This is a genomic window from Sphaerospermopsis kisseleviana CS-549, assembly GCF_028329225.1.
Classification (GTDB): domain Bacteria; phylum Cyanobacteriota; class Cyanobacteriia; order Cyanobacteriales; family Nostocaceae; genus Sphaerospermopsis; species Sphaerospermopsis kisseleviana.
In genome coordinates, this window is the sequence record NZ_JAQMTI010000251.1 from 1 (window position 1) to 17,339 (window position 17,339).

Here is a 17,339-nt window from a genome sequence, read left to right on the forward strand (position 1 = left end):
GTGGTAGTCTTTTTCAGAAACTTAATTGGAACACAATCGCGTCTGGCTAAGGCGTGAAAGTCTACTGAGGGATAACTGCTCCCATGCTCCCGTTGAAGTAGAAAGTAAAGTCTAGTTTTGTCTAGGTTTTATATAGCAGGTACAGATTAATAGCTTTAATTCTGCTCTGGTTTGCAGTTCGTAGTGCTGCACAGTGGTATCACTGGTATTGGGAAAATCGTAAGAATAGGGAATAGGGACTGGTGACTGGTGACTGGTGACTGGGTATACAATTTTGGATTTTGGATTTTGGATTTTGGATTGTATTTCATGAATCCAATCTAAAATCTAAAATCTAAAATCTAAAATTCTCCTGCCTCCTGCCTCCTGTCACCTACTGTAAAAGCCCTATAGCATGGAGTAAGCCTCGACCGGTGATAATTTCGATGATCAAGGCAATGAAACCAAGCATCGCAATTCTACCATTCCAGACTTCGGCGCTAGTTGTCATTCCCCATTCCCAACGTTCTTGAGGATACATTTTCACCTTTTTCTTCATCTGGGTAACTTGGGAAAGTTTGAGATCCGGTTTTTCCAAAGACTCAATTACCAAGTCTGCCAGTGCTTGAATAAATACTGGATGAGTGTTGGGAGCAGCAGCACGTCGGAAGTTTTCAATTCCTGCTTCTTCGGCTATTTCCCGATATTCAATATCAATTTCTTGCAAAGTTTCAATGTGTTCAGAAACAAAACTAATGGGTACTACTACCAAATCTTTAACGCCTTTTTCACCCAGTTCTTTTAAGGCATCCTCAGTATAAGGTTGTAGCCATTCCACCGGACCGACACGACTTTGATAAGCTAAGGTGTGGGCATTGGGGCGATTAAGGGTTTGCATAATTAGTTGAGTACATTCCTCAATTTCCTGCTGATAAGGATCGCCTGCTTCTACAACATAGCTTTTTGGTACACCGTGGGCGCTAAAAAAGATGTGTGCCTGATCCGGGTTGGGAAATTGATTGAGTTGCTCAATGATCAGTTCTGCCATTGCTTGCAAGTAACCTGGTTGTTTGTACCAGGAAGCAATCACAGTGTATTCCAAAGGTTGAAGTTTTGGGTTTTCTTGCCAAAGTTTTTCTAACAACCGGAAACTAGAACCACTGGTACTAATAGAAAATTGGGGATACAGTGGCAAAATTACCAACTTGTCAATGTTATCCTGTGCCAGTTGGGCGATCGCCTCTTCTGTGTAGGGATGCCAATAACGCATTCCCACATAGATATTTGCTTCTTTACCCATAGCATCCAATTGGGTTTTTAACGCTTCCCCCTGTTCTTCTGTGATGCTTCGCAATGGTGAACCCCCACCAATTTGCTTATAATTCTCTTGTGATGTTTTTTCTCGCCGTGTGGCAATAAACCAAGCTAATGGTTTTTGCATCCATCGAAATGGTAGGCGAATAATTTCGGGATCTGAAAACAGGTTATATAAGAATGGACCCACATCTTCTAATTTATCAGGTCCACCTAGATTGAGTAATAATACGCCTACACGACCCATAGCAGTTACTTTCCCCCAATCTTTACAATTTTTTTACTAATGTTAACAATATATCTTTATTCAATATAAAGCTTAACGTTAAGGAAATATGCAATGGCAACAATTTTTCGAGACTTGAGTTACCGCTATCAATGGTTATATGATGCCATATCCCGGTTAGCAGCCCTGAGTGTGGGCGGTGAGGGGCGTTTTCGTCAACTCGCTTTACAAGGTTTAAACCTCAACTCAGATACTAAAATTCTAGATTTATGCTGTGGTAGTGGTCAAACTACGGCTTTTTTGGTGAAATTATCACAAAATGTTACAGGATTGGATGCTTCGCCTTTATCTTTACAACGGGCAAAAAAGAATGTGCCGAATGCTACTTATGTAGAAGCTTATGCGGAAAATATGCCTTTTACAGATCATGAGTTTGATGTGGTGCATACTAGCGCCGCTTTACATGAAATGCAACCTGAACAATTAAGAAAAATCATCCAAGAGGTTTATAGAGTATTAAAACCAGGGGGAATTTTTACTTTAGTAGATTTTCATGCTCCCACAAATCCTATATTTTGGCCTGGTTTATCAGTGTTTTTTTGGTTGTTTGAAACGGAAACAGCTTGGCAGTTATTGAAAACTGATTTACCTGGTTTATTAAGAGAATCTGGTTTTGATGTTGGTAAACCAATTTTATATGCTGGTGGTAGTTTACAGGTAATTGTCAGTAGCAAGGCTTGAAAAAATAGGGAACAGGGAAAATAAAATCCGTTCTTCCTGACTCCTGTAAGGGCGAAGTAGGGGCGAAGCATTCGGAAAATAGCCTGTTGCTAAAATTGATAGTTAGTTGCCCGAATGCTGATGCTTCCAGCACGTTTCGCGAACGCCCTTACAGGAAAATAGCCTTTTCATAAAATTGATAATTGGTCGCCCGAATGCTTCGCCCCTACGACTCCTGCCTCCTTAACTCAATTGTGCCACAAGTTGATTTTCTACCAGGGTATTATTTGTTAATAAGTCCTCAACGGTAATTCTTAAAAATCGTTGTTCATCAACTTGAAACATGACTTTAATGCGATCGCTCCCCGGAAAACCAGGGGGTGTAAGTTTAGCAATTTTTCTGGCTTCTTCTGTATCATTCAGCGGTTTAACTGTAGTTGTCACAGACTCAAGTTTGCGAGTTACTAAGCGATCGCCATCAAAATAAACTTCTGTACCTCCGGTTTCTGCGCCTAATTCTCCTAAAATTAACTCAATACTCGGCTGATTTTCCCTAGAAGCACCTAAAACTAATTCTACTGGTTGACTCATGGGATAAGCTTGTCCGGCTTTAATTATTGGTTGCCAACTGTGACGTTGGTTGCGTCTATCCCAGTACCGCACTCCATAGCTATGATACAAAAAGTCCTTGATTTCTAAACCTTGGGTAATTTGTAATGCACCTTGAGCGATCGCTTCAAAAGGTTTTTGATAACGGATTTTTTCTGGTTCAAAATATTGCTGTACCCATGTATTTACTACTGGTAATTGTACAGTTCCACCCACTAACAAAACTGCATTAATATCATCTAGTTCTATACCTTGACGACGGGCTTGTTGTAACAAGGTCATCATGGTATCATGTAACTTATCAAAAAATCCATGATCTTTGAGAATATTCTCTAAAGTTTGACGGTTAAGATCCAATTCATAACTTTCAAAAGTTTCATCATTAAAATAAACTTCACTGGCTTTATTTTGGGTAGATAATTGAATTTTTACTCGTTCTGCTAACCGAGTAATTATAGAATTAACTGGCAACCCTTTAGTTTTGACAAAATAATCAACTATCCAATTATCAATATCTGTACCACCTAAATTTTGCCCCGCTTTTGCTAATACACGGGCTGTTTTTACCTTTTGTTTGGAATCTTCCGCTAAAGATTTATTACCCCACTTTAATAAAAATCCTACTGGTTTAGTATTAGTTTGTGCCTGTTGATCTAAACGTACCAAAGATAAATCTAATGTTCCACCACCAAAATCAATTACTAACAAATTTTCTTGTGCTGTTAAACCATAACCTAAAGCCGCAGCAGTAGGTTCATCTAACATCCTAACTTGTTCTACTGGAAGTGCTTGAAAAACTTTGCCTAACCAGTGACGATAAGCTTCAAAACTGTCTACAGGTACTGTTAAAACCAAAGAATCTAAACCACCTTCTATTAGTGTTAATTCTTCGATTACCTTAGTTAAAAACCATTTACCTATTTTTTCAAAGGTGACGATTTCTCCATCTAGTTCTGGTAAAAAACCCTGAATATCTGCGCCAATACCGCGTTTAAAACTACGGAAAAATCGGTTATCATCTTTGAGATCCAAACCGCGATCGCGCACTTGCTGTCCAACTAAAACTTTACTTTCACTCGCTGCTTCTACATATACTAAACTGGGAATCAGTGGGGGATTAAGACTTTGTTGCAGGGATAAACCCGGTAAAGTCAAAGTTTCCGGTTGCTGGGTAACGGGATTCCAGCGAGTAATAACTGTGTTGCTAGTACCAAAATCAATCGCGATCGCCATTTCTCAATTTATTATTGATCAACTAATTAAGTAAAGTTAATATAACGTTAATTATTCTGCATTAACCACCAATCCCGCAAATGGGCGATCGCTTTTTCTTTGTGTTTGGCTTCTACTTCTATCCAGGGTACTTGGTGGTAAGCTTGAGGCATGGCTGTAATTAAATCACTGTGTTTTCTATCATTAAAACCTGTTTCCCCATTAGAAATATGTACTAACTGCCAATCTGGATTTTCCCAAGTTTCTCGCGCTGCCAAAACCACATATTCTACACTAGGATGATCATAAGAATCTAACTTTTCATAGCAAATGTGATGATGTGCATCAAAAACCATCGGTATACCAGCTTGTTGACATACCTCTAAAATCTCCTGAGCATTATAAGCATATTCATCATTTTCTAAAGTTAAGCGGTTTTTAATACCTGGTGGTAGTTCAGAAATTACTTTTACCAATTTTTCCCCACGTTGAGATTTACCACCATGAATATTCATTAACGCCCAAGGTGACTGAGGTAAACCAAGTAAATCTAAAGTGTAGGCGTGGTTTGTTAAAATTTTGATACTATTTTCTATGACTTCATCATTATCAGAACTCAAGACTACAAACTGATCTGGATGTAACACCATTCTGATGTTTAATTTTTCTGCCTTCTCCCCAATTTTTGCTAAATCTTCCCTCATTTCTTCTAATATATTTCCACCAATTTTATCTTCCATATCACTCATCGGAAATAAAGCCGAAGTCATGCGATAAAGGCGAATATTTTGCTTTTGACAGAAAGTTAACGCCCCATCCAAGCAGCGCAAATTATTTTGATAAAGTTCTTTTAGGGTATCTTCTCTTTGTTGAAGAGAAAGTTTTAAATAACGGGTCCGGGTAATAGTCCGAAAACGCACTTGTTTATCAATAGTGATACAAACCAAACCTAAATGTGGCTCAGTTTGGTTTTGCTGTTGTGGATTTATTTTTTTTAATGTTATCTCTTTTTGTTGTAATTTCATATTTTTTTGGTAATTGGTAATTGGTAATTGGTAATTGGTAATTGGTAATTGGTAATTGGTAAATGCTATATATGCAAATCTAAGTTTAACAGATTCCATATCATAATTTCAAGAAAATGTGAAGAAACTTTTAGATTTGACAAAAATCGAAGAGTGGGATGGACGAACTGTAAAAGAAAGAGAAGAAAAAATAAGAGAAGCGGCATTAGTGTTAGCGGATCAATGTATTGCAATGTTATTGCAATGTTATTGCATAAGCTTTCTCAATCAGAAGTGGCTCATGAAACAGCAATAAATCAAACCAAAGGTTATTGGCATCCCAAGACAAAAAGACATAGTTGTAGAAAAAGAGAAATATTAACAGTAGGTAATGTTTTAGTAACGCTCAAATGACCTTAATTATTAACAATCTATGTATTTGATGAACAGGGGAAAAAAGTAAAAACTCAGAATATCCCTATTACCAACGATAGAACTTATGAAGATTATCAGAGATTTTTACCAATCCAGGACTTACGCAAAAGGGAACGAAAGTAGGGGTAATACCCTTCGGGAAGCAAGCTACATGAATTACCCCTACGCAAGAATAAGGTTTTCAGTCACATCTTGCGTAAGTCCTACAATCTTAGAAATGCAGCTAATTAGGGTTTGCTGAAAAAGTCCTTTTGTGAATATTAAGGAGTATGGCTAACGCCAAGCTTACTTCGACAGGCTCAGTACAAGTCGCTATCAAGGAGTCAGGAGATCACAGTATATTTGGGAGTTACTGGTTTTCCCCAACATGGTGCTATTGGTACAGCATTAATTCAAACTGCTGATGCTGCCCTTTATCGTGCTAAAGCTGCTGGGCGTAACCAAGTTGTGGTTGCACCTTAGAAATTATGAATTTGAAGGAGCTACTCCTGACTCCTGACTGCTCACCCACACAGAAAGACTTTGTCAACTCTAGATAATTAACTGATATGATTTAGCCTTGAATCTCCCAGTCAAAAAAGCATTTATTGTCATTTACTGATAATTAATTATGGTTGTTGTAGCAATTCTCGCCGCTGGAAAAGGCACAAGAATGAAATCTCATCTACCTAAAGTTTTACATTCTTTGGGTGGAAAATCTCTAGTCGAGAGAGTTATTGATAGTCTAGAACCCCTTGCACCTGAACGCAGGTTAGTAATTGTTGGGTATCAATCTGAAGAAGTAAAAACTGCTTTAGGTGGAAATTCTGAATTGGAATTTGTGGAACAAACTGTACAATTAGGCACAGGACACGCTATTCAACAATTACTTCCTCATTTAGAAGGTTACACTGGGGATTTGTTAATTTTAAATGGTGATGTGCCTTTGTTGCAAACTAAAACTCTGAAAAACTTATTACAAATTCATCAAGAAAATCAAAATTCCTGTACTATTCTCACAGCACATTTATCAAATCCCCAAGGTTACGGAAGAGTTTTTTGTGATGAAAACGGCATTGTGCAGGAAATAGTTGAAGATAAAGATTGCACTCCTGAACAAAGAAAAAATCACCGTGTTAATGCTGGTATTTACTGTTTCCGCTGGTCTGATTTAGCAAAATTTTTACCACATTTACAAAATAATAATGCCCAAAAAGAATATTATCTCACTGATGCTGTTACCCAAGTAGGTAAGGTGATGGCTGTAGATGTGGAAGATGACCAAGAAATTCTGGGAATTAATGATAGATTGCAATTAGCCACAGCTTACGAGATTTTGCAAAGACGTATTCAGGAAAAATGGCTTTTGGCAGGTGTGACGATTATTGATCCTGCTAGTGTGACAATTGATGAAACTGTAGAATTACAGCCAGATGTGATTATTGAACCTCAAACTCATTTACGGGGTAAAACATTGATTAAATCTGGTAGTCGCATAGGACCTGGAAGTTTAATTGAAAATAGCCAGTTGGGTGAAAATGTCACTGTGCAATATTCTGTAGTCAAAGATAGTTTTGTGGAAGCAGGAACTCGTATTGGTCCTTATGCTCATTTGCGTGGCCATGCGGAAGTGGGTGAAAATTGCAGAATTGGTAATTTTGTAGAGTTGAAAAATACTCAATTAGGAGATGCTTCTAATGTTGCACACCTTTCTTATTTGGGTGATACAACTGCGGGAACTCAGGTAAATATTGGTGCAGGAACAATTACCGCTAATTATGATGGAGTGAAAAAACATAGAACCAGAATAGGCGATCGCACCAAAACCGGTTCTAATAGTGTTTTAGTCGCACCTATTACCATCGGTAATGATGTTTATATTGCCGCAGGTTCAACGGTGACAGAAGATGTGGAAAATGAAGCTTTAGTCATTGCCCGGAGTCGTCAGGTAGTTAAACCAGGTTGGAAGATCAAAGCTGAAAGATAAGTAGGTGACTGGGGACTGGTGACTGGGGACTGGTGACTGGGGAAGAGGTAATTGGGAAAATACAAATAATTTCTCCCTGCCTCCCCTGCCTCCCCTGCCTCCCCTGCCTCCCCTGCCCCCTGCCTTTTACTTTGACTCTTCCATTTGACCAACTCTGCGAATGTTAAGAATATCACTCATTTTTCTAATCTGCACAAACAGATGTTCTAATTGATTGCGATCGCGGATCTCAATACCCAAATCCATCAACGCTGGTTGTCCCAAAGCTGTTTTCACATTAGCATGACGCACATTGATGCCTTGATCACTCAACCGCGATAAAATATCTTTTAAGATTCCCACTCGATCCAAAGTTTCAATTTGAATCTCTATGGGGTAAGTGTGAGGACGGCCATGATGTTCTATTGCTGTATTCCATCTTACGGGTACTAGGCGCTCACATTCCACATTGTCCACATTATGACATCCTTGGCGATGAATGGATATACCCCGTCCCCGCGTTACCACCCCAATAATAGCTTCACCAGGAATCGGCGTACAACATCCAGCTATATGATAAACCAATCCTTCTACGCCAATAATCGGTGAATCACTAGCACGGGATGTACTGGGTGAGGTTTCCCGTGTAGTTTTTGATGTTGATTCTTTGGGGATAAATGGAATCACATCAGCTACAGGTTGTTGTGCTTTTACCACTTCTCGCCAGCGGTTTAACACTAAGTTTAAGGTAATTTCCCCGTAACCTAAACCTGCCAGTAAATCTTCCACACTGTGATAATTGCACTTTTCTGCCACAGTTTGCATTGCGTCTGATTTCAACAAGTGATCAAAACCTGTTTTCCCTAGTTCCTTCTCTAATAAATCCCTTCCCCGCGCTAGATTTTCTTCCCTGCGCGATCGCTTATACCATTGTTTAATCCGATATTTCGCCGCCGAAGTCCTGACAAAATTCAACCAATCCAAACTCGGATGGCTATTTTTTTGCGTAATAATATCAACAATATCCCCATTTTGTAATCGGGTGGATAACGGCACAATGCGCCCATTTACCCGCGCCCCTGCACAATGGTTTCCGACCTCTGTATGAATTCGATAAGCAAAATCTATACTTGTAGATCCCGGACTTAGAGGTACGACATCCCCCTTTGGAGTGAAAACATAAACATCATCTTCAAATAAATTATCTTTGATACTATCTAAATATTCTTGCGCGTCTTTTAAATCACTCTGCCATTCCAATAGTTGCCGCAACCAAGTAAATTTTTCATCTGCTCCTGTTACCTGACTGGTAGAACCGCCTGTTTCTTTATACTTCCAATGGGCAGCAATCCCATACTCCGCAACATGGTGCATTTCCATTGTGCGAATTTGCACTTCCAACGGGCGACCGGTCAAACCTATCACCCCTGTATGCAAGGATTGGTAACGGTTAGGTTTAGGTAAACCAATGTAATCTTTAAATCTGCCGGGAATAGGACGAAAAGCATCATGAACCACCGCCAAAGCCCGATAACATTCTTCATTTGTTTGGACAATGATTCTCAGTGCAGCCAAATCATAAATTTCATGAAATTCTTTTTGCTGTCGCTGCATTTTTTGATAAATGCTATACAGATGTTTGGGGCGACCGCTAACCTCCAAACATTTAATACCCGCTTGTTGCATTCTCTCCCGCAACACTTCCTTAGCTTTAGTCAATTTTTCTTCCCGTGCCGTCCTTTTTTCCGCAACGTGCTGTTGAATTTCTCGGTAAGCATCAGGTTCTAAATATTTAAAGGCTAAATCCTCTAATTCCCATTTAATATGCCAAATCCCCAAACGATTGGCTAAAGGTGCAAAGATATCTCGTGTTTCCTGGGCGCTGCGGCGACGGCTGGCTTCTGACATATATTGCAATGTTCGCATATTATGCAAACGATCCGCCAATTTCACCACAATTACCCGAATATCCTGCGCCATTGCCAAAAACATTCGCCGGAAGTTTTCCGCTTGACTGTCGGTTTTACTGGTGAAATTAATTTTAGAAAGCTTGGTGACACCTTCTACCAGTTGGCGCACTTCTGCCCCAAAATTTTCTTCTATTTGTTCAATTGTAACTTCTGTATCTTCAACTACATCATGAAGAAATCCAGCTGCTATCATAGCAGCACTACCACCTAAGTCTCGTAGTAAATCAGCTACGGCTACAGGATGGGCAATATACGCTTCTCCAGATTTACGATACTGTCCTTGATGCAGTTGATAGGCAAATTTAAAGGCATTACAAATCAAAGTGGCATCATTGTGCGTTCGGTGATCTTCTCCCGTGTTGCTTTTCGCTAATGTTTCTCGTAAACATTTTTTAAGCCATTCCGGGAGACTAACATCAACGGAGGAATCAACAAGTAAGCTGCTCATACAAGAGAAATGATAAGTTTTTCGTGGATCGGTGAGATATAGATGAAAATGACAGCATCTTCTATTGACGATGCTGCCCTACAGACGGGTGGGAAAAATTTTGTCAGAATGATTTTCTGATTACCTGATGATCTCATGACTGATCAGCCTGACTATCCATAAGAATCAACCAAGTCTCACAGATGGTTTTAAGGCTATTCTTAGGAATGAGTTGGGAAAAAGGTTTATTCTAGAAATAAATTTTCTTGTAGTTTATACTATCTCAACTAGCACCAAATGTCTTTAAATCTGCAAAAATATCAGGAATTGACAACATTACTGGAGGAATTACGCTCCAATGTTCACAAAACTCTATTAGATATTCCTACCTTGCGATCGCATCTAGCCGATTTACAGCATTTTTTTTTACAAGAAATCGCTCCCTTCACTGATTTAAACTACCGCCAGCAGTCTTATCAAACGGAAATTAGCAAGCAACTTCGTTTATTAGAAGTAGATGTAATTTTTTTACAAGGCGCAAGACAGTCTACTACAATACAGGCAAGATTAAAAACAATTACAGAGCGTATTAATATTTTAATTCGATTCTGTGAGGCTATTTTACACCCAGATGAGAAGGGAGAATATTAACTAATATGAATCTGCTATCAAGGCAATAGTTTTCATGGTAGGTTGGTTGCAACTACATGACAAACACACTCATCTTAGTATAAATATTCTATATGCTTACTAAAATACGTAGCATTTTAGCTCAATTTTTTAACAACTCCAGAACAATCAACAACGAACCACTAAATAAAGTGAGTTTGATTGTAATCATTATAGTAGATATTTTCATTTTAATCAATGTTTTTACAGGTTTAGAGGATATTAGTAGATGGCATCTTAGCCCCTACCAAGCCTATCCGTGTTATTCAGAATGGGAGAATTATCAAAAGCAAAGTGATAAAAATAAAGATTATGACATGATCATAAGCTCAGTACCATTGAACAATAATCAACCGCAGTTTCAAGCAGAATATCAACAGCAAGAAATTGGACATTTAGGAAAAGTTTCAGAAATATGTATAAATTATGCCGAGTTAAAAGACAGACTGAATAATAACCTAAATCAAAAAAATATTACAAATATAAATCTACGCCAGGAGAAAATTAATCAATTAGAACAAGCGAATATAAATATTCGCGATCAATATGAATCAACGCTGTTGGAAAAAATTGCGGGACAGTCATCTGAAAAATCTATCAATCAAGTCAGTGCTGAAAAAGCTAAACAAAACTTAGATAAAAATCAACAACAAATTGGACAAATTAAACAAGAAATTAATAATCTTAAAAACCAACTTCTTACTAAACCAGAAAGTCTTAATTTTCTATCTTTGATCAAAGATGAGAATAAATTCACGGCAGTTAAACAAGGTTATGAAAGAGCCTCGTTTTGGTATCCTAGTATCCAGCTTACATTTCAATCTATCTTTCTACTACCTTTAATTATTATTGCTTTATTAGTCTATAGAATAAGTCAAAGTCGAGGATATGGACTTATTGCATTAATTAGCTGGCATTTGCTGGTAATATTTTTGATTCCTCTTGTTCTCAAAGTCTTAGAATTTCTGCAAGTTGGTGTAGTCTTTCAATTCTTATTAAGTGTTGTTAACAAACTATTGGGTGGGTTACTATTCTTAATTAGTTATGTTTATATCTTGCTAATTCCTCTCATAGGTTTTGGCATTATCAAGTTCTTTCAAGGAGTAGTATTTAATACCAAATTTCAAGCTGCTAGAAGAGTTCAAAAATCACAATGTATCAATTGTGGAAAAACTCTTAAATCCAATAATGCCCATTGTCCTCATTGCGGTTATTATCAATATATAGAGTGTCACAATTGCCATAATTTAACTTACAAAAAGTTACCTTATTGTTATCATTGTGGAACTGAGCAAAATTCTAGTCAGATACAAGACGTTGGATCAGTAGACAATAAATAGACGATAATTAACTATAATTAACCATGAGTGAAGCCTTATTTAGTGTTGAAAATCTCCGCGTAGCTTATCCCCAATTTGACGAAGAAGCACCAATCTGGGCGGTTAATGATGTATCTTTTGCACTTCAACCAGGGGAAAAAATGGGCTTGGTGGGTGAGTCGGGTTGTGGTAAATCTACTATTGGCAGGGCAATTATGCGTTTATTACCTGCCTCTAGTCGAGTTGAAGGTAAGATAATTTTTCGTGATGATTCCGTATTAGATTTAACACCTGTGCAAATGCAAAAGTTTCGCGGTGAAGCAGTAGCTTTGGTGTTTCAAGATCCCATGACAAGATTAGATCCTTTAATGACTATTGGTAATCATTGTTTAGAGACCTTGGCAGCGCATTCACCAGAATTAACTAAACAACAAGCGAAAGAAAAAGCTTTAGCAACTTTAGAAAAGGTGAAAATTCCTGCAAGTCGTTGGAGTCAGTACCCCCATGAGTTTAGCGGAGGGATGCGTCAAAGAGTTGCTATTGCGTTAGCTTTACTGTTGAATCCTAAATTAATTGTTGCTGATGAACCGACGACGAGCTTAGATGTTACCGTTTCTGCTCAGATTTTACAAGAACTAACGCGGTTATGTGCAGAAGACAATATGGGATTATTATTAATTTCCCATGATTTAGCAATGGTAGGGGAATATTGCGATCGCATTGGGGTCATGTATCAAGGTAAAATGGTAGAAACAGGGAAAACAGAAAATGTCTTTAAAAATCCTCAACATGAATACACCCAATCTTTATTAAAAGCAGCATTACATATTCAACAAGAAGAGGTAACAGGGAACACTTCGACAAGCTCAGTGCATCGCAGGGAACAGGGAACAGTAATTAAAGAAAAACCAATTTTAAAACTTACAGAACTGCAAAAACATTATACCATAGAACCGAATTTTATTGAAAGAATATTTAAAGGTGAAGGGCAACAAATTAAAGCTGTAGATGGTATTAATTTAGAATTATATCCAGGGGAAATATTAGGATTAGTCGGAGAATCTGGTTGTGGGAAAAGTACACTTTCTCGGACTATTTTACAATTAATTCCTCCCACTGGGGGAAAAGTGGAATTTTTAGGACAGGATTTAACTAAATTATCCCGTAAAGAAATTCGCGATTCCCGCAGACAAATCCAAATGGTATTTCAAGATCCTCATGCTTGTTTAAATCCTGCCATGACAGTGGGACAAAGTATAGCAGATCCCCTATTAATTCACAACTTAGCTAATGCTGAAAAAGCCAAAGAAAAGGTTTTATGGATGTTGGAAAAAGTGGGATTAACACCAGCAGAAATGTATTATCAACGTTATCCCTCAGATTTATCGGGAGGACAACAACAAAGGGTAGCCATTGCTAGAGCTTTAATTACCCAACCTAAACTGGTAATATGTGATGAACCAGTGAGTATGTTAGATGCCAGTGTACAATCACAAGTTTTAGATTTAATGCTACAATTAAAAGACGAATTTGAGTTAACCTATTTATTTATTACCCATGATTTATGGTTAGCTCGTTTTTTGTGCGATCGCATAGCCGTTATGAATGGTGGTAAAATTGTAGAACTAGGAAATACAAAAGAAATTTTTGCTCATCCCCAACATCCCTACACAAAAACTTTACTAGCTGCTGCACCATCATTAGCTAGAGTTTAATATCATTATTATCCATTACCCATTACCCATTACCCATTACCCATTACCCATTACCCATTACCAAATTAAATAATGTCTAAAAATCAACCGATAAATTCATTTAAAAATAAAAACTATTCCTTGGATAAATGGCAAGAGAGAATAGCACAAATCGCCTATCGTTTCAATAAAGAATATCAAAAAGAACCCTTTGAAGTACCCGCAGAAGTAGAAGAAATGCCAATCTATAAAGAATGGAAAAATGGCATTTTAGCTTATAAAATTGCTTCCCCATTTTGGGAAATTGCCCAACCGCAAAAAAACCAACGTTGTTTAGACATTGGTTGCGGAGTCAGCTTTTTAATCTATCCTTGGAGAGATTGGCAAACATATTTTTATGGTCAAGAAATTAGTAATATAGCCAGAGATACACTAAATTCTCGTGGTTCACAACTAAATTCAAAACTATTCAAAGGTGTGGAATTAGGTCCAGCACACCAATTAAACTATGATGCAGCACAATTTGATTTAGTTATAGCTACAGGATTTAGTTGTTATTTTCCCCTAGAATATTGGCAATCTGTTTTATCAGAAGTCAAAAGAGTATTAAAACCAGGTGGATATTTTGTATTTGATATTCTTAACTCAGAACAACCATTAGCGGAAGATTGGGCAGTTTTAGAAACCTATTTAGGTGCAGAAGTGTTTTTAGAAACTGCATCCGATTGGGAAAAAACAATTAAAAATGCAGGTGCGAAAATAGTTAAAAAGCAATTAGGAGAATTATTTGAATTGTACAAAATCAGATTTTAAAAGTTCATTAAAATTTCACTTATTCAACCTCTTGCTTTTTAACATTACTACAATAAACCTAAGAGGATGTTTTAAAAGTCTCTCATGACTGTAAATTAATACTAATTCACAACGTAAGTTTCTAGTTAACTAAACTATCTAATGATGAAACAATAAATCTTGATTAAAAATGCTCATAAATTTTGCGGTGACAGTGTATGATTTGTGAAGATTGTACCGATAATTTGAATTTTGCCCAAAAAGCCGCAATGATTATTCGCCATGCCACAGAAACAGACTTACCAGAAATTGTAGCCATTTATAACGCTGCTGTTCCCACACGCATGGCAACAGCCGATTTAGAACCCGTAACCGTAGAAAGTCGCATTGCCTGGTTTCAGGGAAGAGTACCTTCACAACGTCCCCTGTGGGTAGTAGAAATAGATGGGATGATTGCCGGATGGCTGAGTTTTCAATCCTTTTATGGTAGACCAGCTTACCATTCCACCGCCGAAATTAGTATTTACATTTCCCCAAACTTTCAAAAACGTGGTTTAGGAAAGTTACTTTTAGAAAAAGCAATTAATGAAAGTCCAAGTTTGGGGTTAAAAACTTTAGTTAGTTTTATTTTTGCTCACAATCAACCTAGTTTAAAACTATTTGCTAAATTGGGTTTTCAAAACTGGGGATATTTACCCAAAATAGCTGATTTAGCCGGCGTAGAAAGAGATTTAATTATTCTGGGTTTACGAGTTGGGGAAAAGTGAAATAGGTGATTGGTGACTGGTGATTGGTGACTGGTGATAGGTGACTGGTGATAGGTGACTGGGAACAGGAGGATAATATTAATTTTTGTCTATTCCCTATTCCCTGTTCCCTATTCCCTGTTCCCTAATAACTAACGAGAAGTTAAACTATCAAAGCGATATTCAGTACCAACCCTGAGTCTATTAGCATTGTACTCAGGAGACATCAACAGCGAAGAATTGTAAGGATTGGGTAAATCAGGGGTACGAAGATAAGGATCATTCTGTGCTTGCTGCATGATAACATCATGATACACAATGTTAACTAACTGACCATCTTTAGCTATTTCATTATCAGGAAAAGTAGTTCCGAACTTACCCCCAGGACCTAATAAAGAATCTACCTGACGCTGTAAACTGCCATTGTCATAAAAATTAGGATGATTGCGAAAATAAGCTCTATCGAAAGCATTGCTGGTTGATTCATAATTTTCTGTTTGCATCTCAGCAACTGCAACTACAGGAAATGTAGTAGTAGCAAGTAGTACCATCAACCCACCCAATCCAGGCAAATTTATACTCAAGTTTACAACTCCTCAATTTTTAGGCAAACTTGGGCAACTCTTAATTTATGCTTAATTTCAGAACTTTCATTAGTTCAACCTTTGGTGTAGCACAACTTTTAACGGTTTGTAATGTCGTATTCTACTGAAACATCCAACCCATCGGATATTTGGGCAACCACTACTGATTTAACTACCCTGCGTCAGAAGTTACTAAATTTATTTTGCCAACTTGCTTATCAAGAAGGTGATTTTGTTCTTTCCTCTGGACAACGTAGTTCTTACTATATTAATGGTAAACAGGTTACACTCCACCCCCAAGGAGCTTTAGCTATAGGTAGGTTGATATTACATATTCTACCAGTAGATACACAGGCTGTCGCAGGTTTAACTCTGGGTGCTGACCCTATTGTTTCCGCTGTCAGTGTGGTTTCTGTCTATGAAAATCGCCCCATACCAGCGTTAATTATTCGCAAAGAAGCTAAGGGGCATGGCACAATGGCTTACATTGAAGGTCCTACTTTACCCACGGGTGCAAAAGTTGTAGTCCTGGAAGATGTAGTGACAACTGGCCAATCTGCACTGAAAGCAGTTGAACGTTTACAAGCAGCAGGTTATACCGTTGATAGGGTAATTTCTTTGATCGACAGACTTCAAGGAGGCGCAGAATTATATAAATCTGCTGGTTTACAGTTTGATGCGCTCTTTTCTATTCAGGATTTACAAGCAAGGTATCAGCAAATATAGGGGACTGGGGACACTTCGACAAGCTCAGTGCATCGCTGGGGACTGGGGACTGGGGACTGGGTTAAATTATCCTTGATCTCCTGACTCCTGACTCCTATTTTAAGAGGTGAAATTATGTCTCAAAATACCATTAACTACATGATTCATAAATCCAATTTACGGGGTCATAGTAAAATTGATTGGTTGGATAGTTATCATACATTTTCCTTTAGTCATTTTTATGATCCCGACCGCATGGGATTCCGTTCCCTCAGAGTCATTAATGATGACAGTATTGCTGCTGGTGCTGGTTTTCCAACTCATGGACATCGAGATATGGAAATTCTCACCTATGTTTTATCAGGTGCAGTAGAACATAAAGATAGTTTGGGTACAGGTTCGGTGATTCGTCCAGGTGATGCTCAAATTATGAGTGCTGGTACAGGAATCATGCACAGTGAATTTAATCATTCCCAAACTGAAGAATTACACCTGCTGCAAATATGGATTTTGCCGGATCAACAACGTTTAAAACCAAGATATGAACAAAAAGCTTTTTCTGTAGAAGATAAAAAGGGAAAACTAAGGTTAATTGGTTCTCAAGATGGTCGTGATGGATCTATCACTATTCATCAAGATATTGATTTATATGCCTCTATCTTAGAAAAAGGTGATGTGATTAATTATTATGTTCAACTCTATCGTTATGCTTGGTTGCAAATAGCTACAGGTGAAGCAATCTTTAATGGAAAACAACTCCAAGCAGGTGATGGAGTGCAAATTACTGGAGATCAGAAAATAGAACTGAGTACAAATCAGAACGCGGAAATTTTACTTTTTGACTTGGCTTAAATAGGGTTTGCTGAATAAACCTAAAACCTTGATATATCAAAGGTTAGAGGCTGATAAACACAGAAATTAGTGCAAGGGTTTTGAAGGGTATACCGGAAAAAGTGTGCATTTTTTGGGATTTCAAGAGATGGCAAAGA

14 protein-coding genes and 2 pseudogenes are annotated in these 17,339 nt (G+C 37.8%); 11 read left to right on the forward strand and 5 right to left on the reverse strand.

Annotation, left to right across the window (positions count from 1 at the left end):
- Positions 1 to 373 precede the first annotated feature (373 nt).
- Complete coding sequence (gene hemH / locus PN497_RS19290) at positions 374 to 1,540, reverse strand: ferrochelatase (RefSeq protein WP_096568808.1); 1,167 nt, start codon at positions 1,538 to 1,540, stop codon at positions 374 to 376.
- A 93-nt stretch (positions 1,541 to 1,633) separates the two neighbouring features.
- Here hemH and PN497_RS19295 point away from each other — a divergent pair, with 93 nt between their 5' ends.
- The gene (locus PN497_RS19295; RefSeq protein WP_096568810.1) at positions 1,634 to 2,260 is read left to right on the forward strand and encodes a class I SAM-dependent methyltransferase; all 627 of its coding nucleotides are present in this window, start codon (positions 1,634 to 1,636) and stop codon (positions 2,258 to 2,260) included.
- A 222-nt stretch (positions 2,261 to 2,482) separates the two neighbouring features.
- On the opposite strand, the gene PN497_RS19300 is transcribed toward PN497_RS19295, so the two are convergent.
- Both PN497_RS19300 and uvsE read right to left on the reverse strand, forming a co-directional pair.
- Positions 2,483 to 4,081 (reverse strand): Hsp70 family protein, encoded by a 1,599-nt coding sequence (locus tag PN497_RS19300; protein ID WP_096568813.1) that lies wholly within the window; start codon positions 4,079 to 4,081, stop codon positions 2,483 to 2,485.
- Positions 4,082 to 4,128: 47 nt separating this feature from the next.
- On the reverse strand, positions 4,129 to 5,085 hold the full coding sequence (gene uvsE / locus PN497_RS19305; RefSeq protein WP_096572712.1) for a UV DNA damage repair endonuclease UvsE: 957 nt from the start codon (positions 5,083 to 5,085) through the stop codon (positions 4,129 to 4,131).
- Between the two features lie 55 nt (positions 5,086 to 5,140).
- On the opposite strand from uvsE, the pseudogene PN497_RS19310 reads away from it, so the two are divergent.
- The 3 genes and pseudogenes from PN497_RS19310 to glmU form a co-directional block, all read left to right on the forward strand.
- Positions 5,141 to 5,472, forward strand: a pseudogene (locus PN497_RS19310) (ISLre2-like element ISCst1 family transposase); the annotation flags it as partial.
- Between the two features lie 348 nt (positions 5,473 to 5,820).
- Positions 5,821 to 5,961, forward strand: a pseudogene (locus tag PN497_RS19315) (GGDEF domain-containing protein); the annotation flags it as partial.
- 148 nt (positions 5,962 to 6,109) lie between these two features.
- A complete protein-coding gene (glmU, locus tag PN497_RS19320) occupies positions 6,110 to 7,465 on the forward strand; it encodes a bifunctional UDP-N-acetylglucosamine diphosphorylase/glucosamine-1-phosphate N-acetyltransferase GlmU (RefSeq protein ID WP_096568819.1) in 1,356 nt (451 codons plus the stop codon).
- 126 nt (positions 7,466 to 7,591) lie between these two features.
- On the opposite strand, the gene PN497_RS19325 is transcribed toward glmU, so the two are convergent.
- A complete protein-coding gene (locus PN497_RS19325) occupies positions 7,592 to 9,862 on the reverse strand; it encodes a RelA/SpoT family protein (protein WP_096568822.1) in 2,271 nt (756 codons plus the stop codon).
- A 276-nt stretch (positions 9,863 to 10,138) separates the two neighbouring features.
- Between PN497_RS19325 and patD the strand changes: the two genes are divergently transcribed.
- The 5 genes from patD to PN497_RS19350 all read left to right on the forward strand — a co-directional run bounded on the left by patD (position 10,139) and on the right by PN497_RS19350 (position 15,082).
- A complete protein-coding gene (gene patD, locus PN497_RS19330; protein WP_096568825.1) occupies positions 10,139 to 10,492 on the forward strand; it encodes a heterocyst frequency control protein PatD in 354 nt (117 codons plus the stop codon).
- A 92-nt stretch (positions 10,493 to 10,584) separates the two neighbouring features.
- Positions 10,585 to 11,850: a hypothetical protein gene (locus PN497_RS19335; protein ID WP_096568828.1), complete on the forward strand. Its 1,266-nt coding sequence runs from the start codon at positions 10,585 to 10,587 to the stop codon at positions 11,848 to 11,850.
- A 23-nt stretch (positions 11,851 to 11,873) separates the two neighbouring features.
- Positions 11,874 to 13,544: a dipeptide ABC transporter ATP-binding protein gene (locus PN497_RS19340; protein WP_096568831.1), complete on the forward strand. Its 1,671-nt coding sequence runs from the start codon at positions 11,874 to 11,876 to the stop codon at positions 13,542 to 13,544.
- 72 nt (positions 13,545 to 13,616) lie between these two features.
- Complete coding sequence (locus PN497_RS19345) at positions 13,617 to 14,336, forward strand: class I SAM-dependent methyltransferase (RefSeq protein ID WP_096568834.1); 720 nt, start codon at positions 13,617 to 13,619, stop codon at positions 14,334 to 14,336.
- Positions 14,337 to 14,584: 248 nt separating this feature from the next.
- Positions 14,585 to 15,082, forward strand: a complete 498-nt coding sequence (locus PN497_RS19350; RefSeq protein WP_096572713.1) for a GNAT family N-acetyltransferase — start codon at positions 14,585 to 14,587, stop codon at positions 15,080 to 15,082.
- 131 nt (positions 15,083 to 15,213) lie between these two features.
- Here the strand turns inward: PN497_RS19350 and PN497_RS19355 are convergent, their stop codons facing one another.
- The gene (locus PN497_RS19355) at positions 15,214 to 15,645 is read right to left on the reverse strand and encodes a hypothetical protein (protein ID WP_371851445.1); all 432 of its coding nucleotides are present in this window, start codon (positions 15,643 to 15,645) and stop codon (positions 15,214 to 15,216) included.
- Between the two features lie 111 nt (positions 15,646 to 15,756).
- Here PN497_RS19355 and pyrE point away from each other — a divergent pair, with 111 nt between their 5' ends.
- On the forward strand, positions 15,757 to 16,371 hold the full coding sequence (gene pyrE, locus PN497_RS19360; protein ID WP_096568840.1) for an orotate phosphoribosyltransferase: 615 nt from the start codon (positions 15,757 to 15,759) through the stop codon (positions 16,369 to 16,371).
- Between the two features lie 114 nt (positions 16,372 to 16,485).
- Positions 16,486 to 17,202, forward strand: a complete 717-nt coding sequence (locus PN497_RS19365) for a pirin family protein (RefSeq protein ID WP_096568843.1) — start codon at positions 16,486 to 16,488, stop codon at positions 17,200 to 17,202.
- Positions 17,203 to 17,339: the final 137 nt, after the last annotated feature.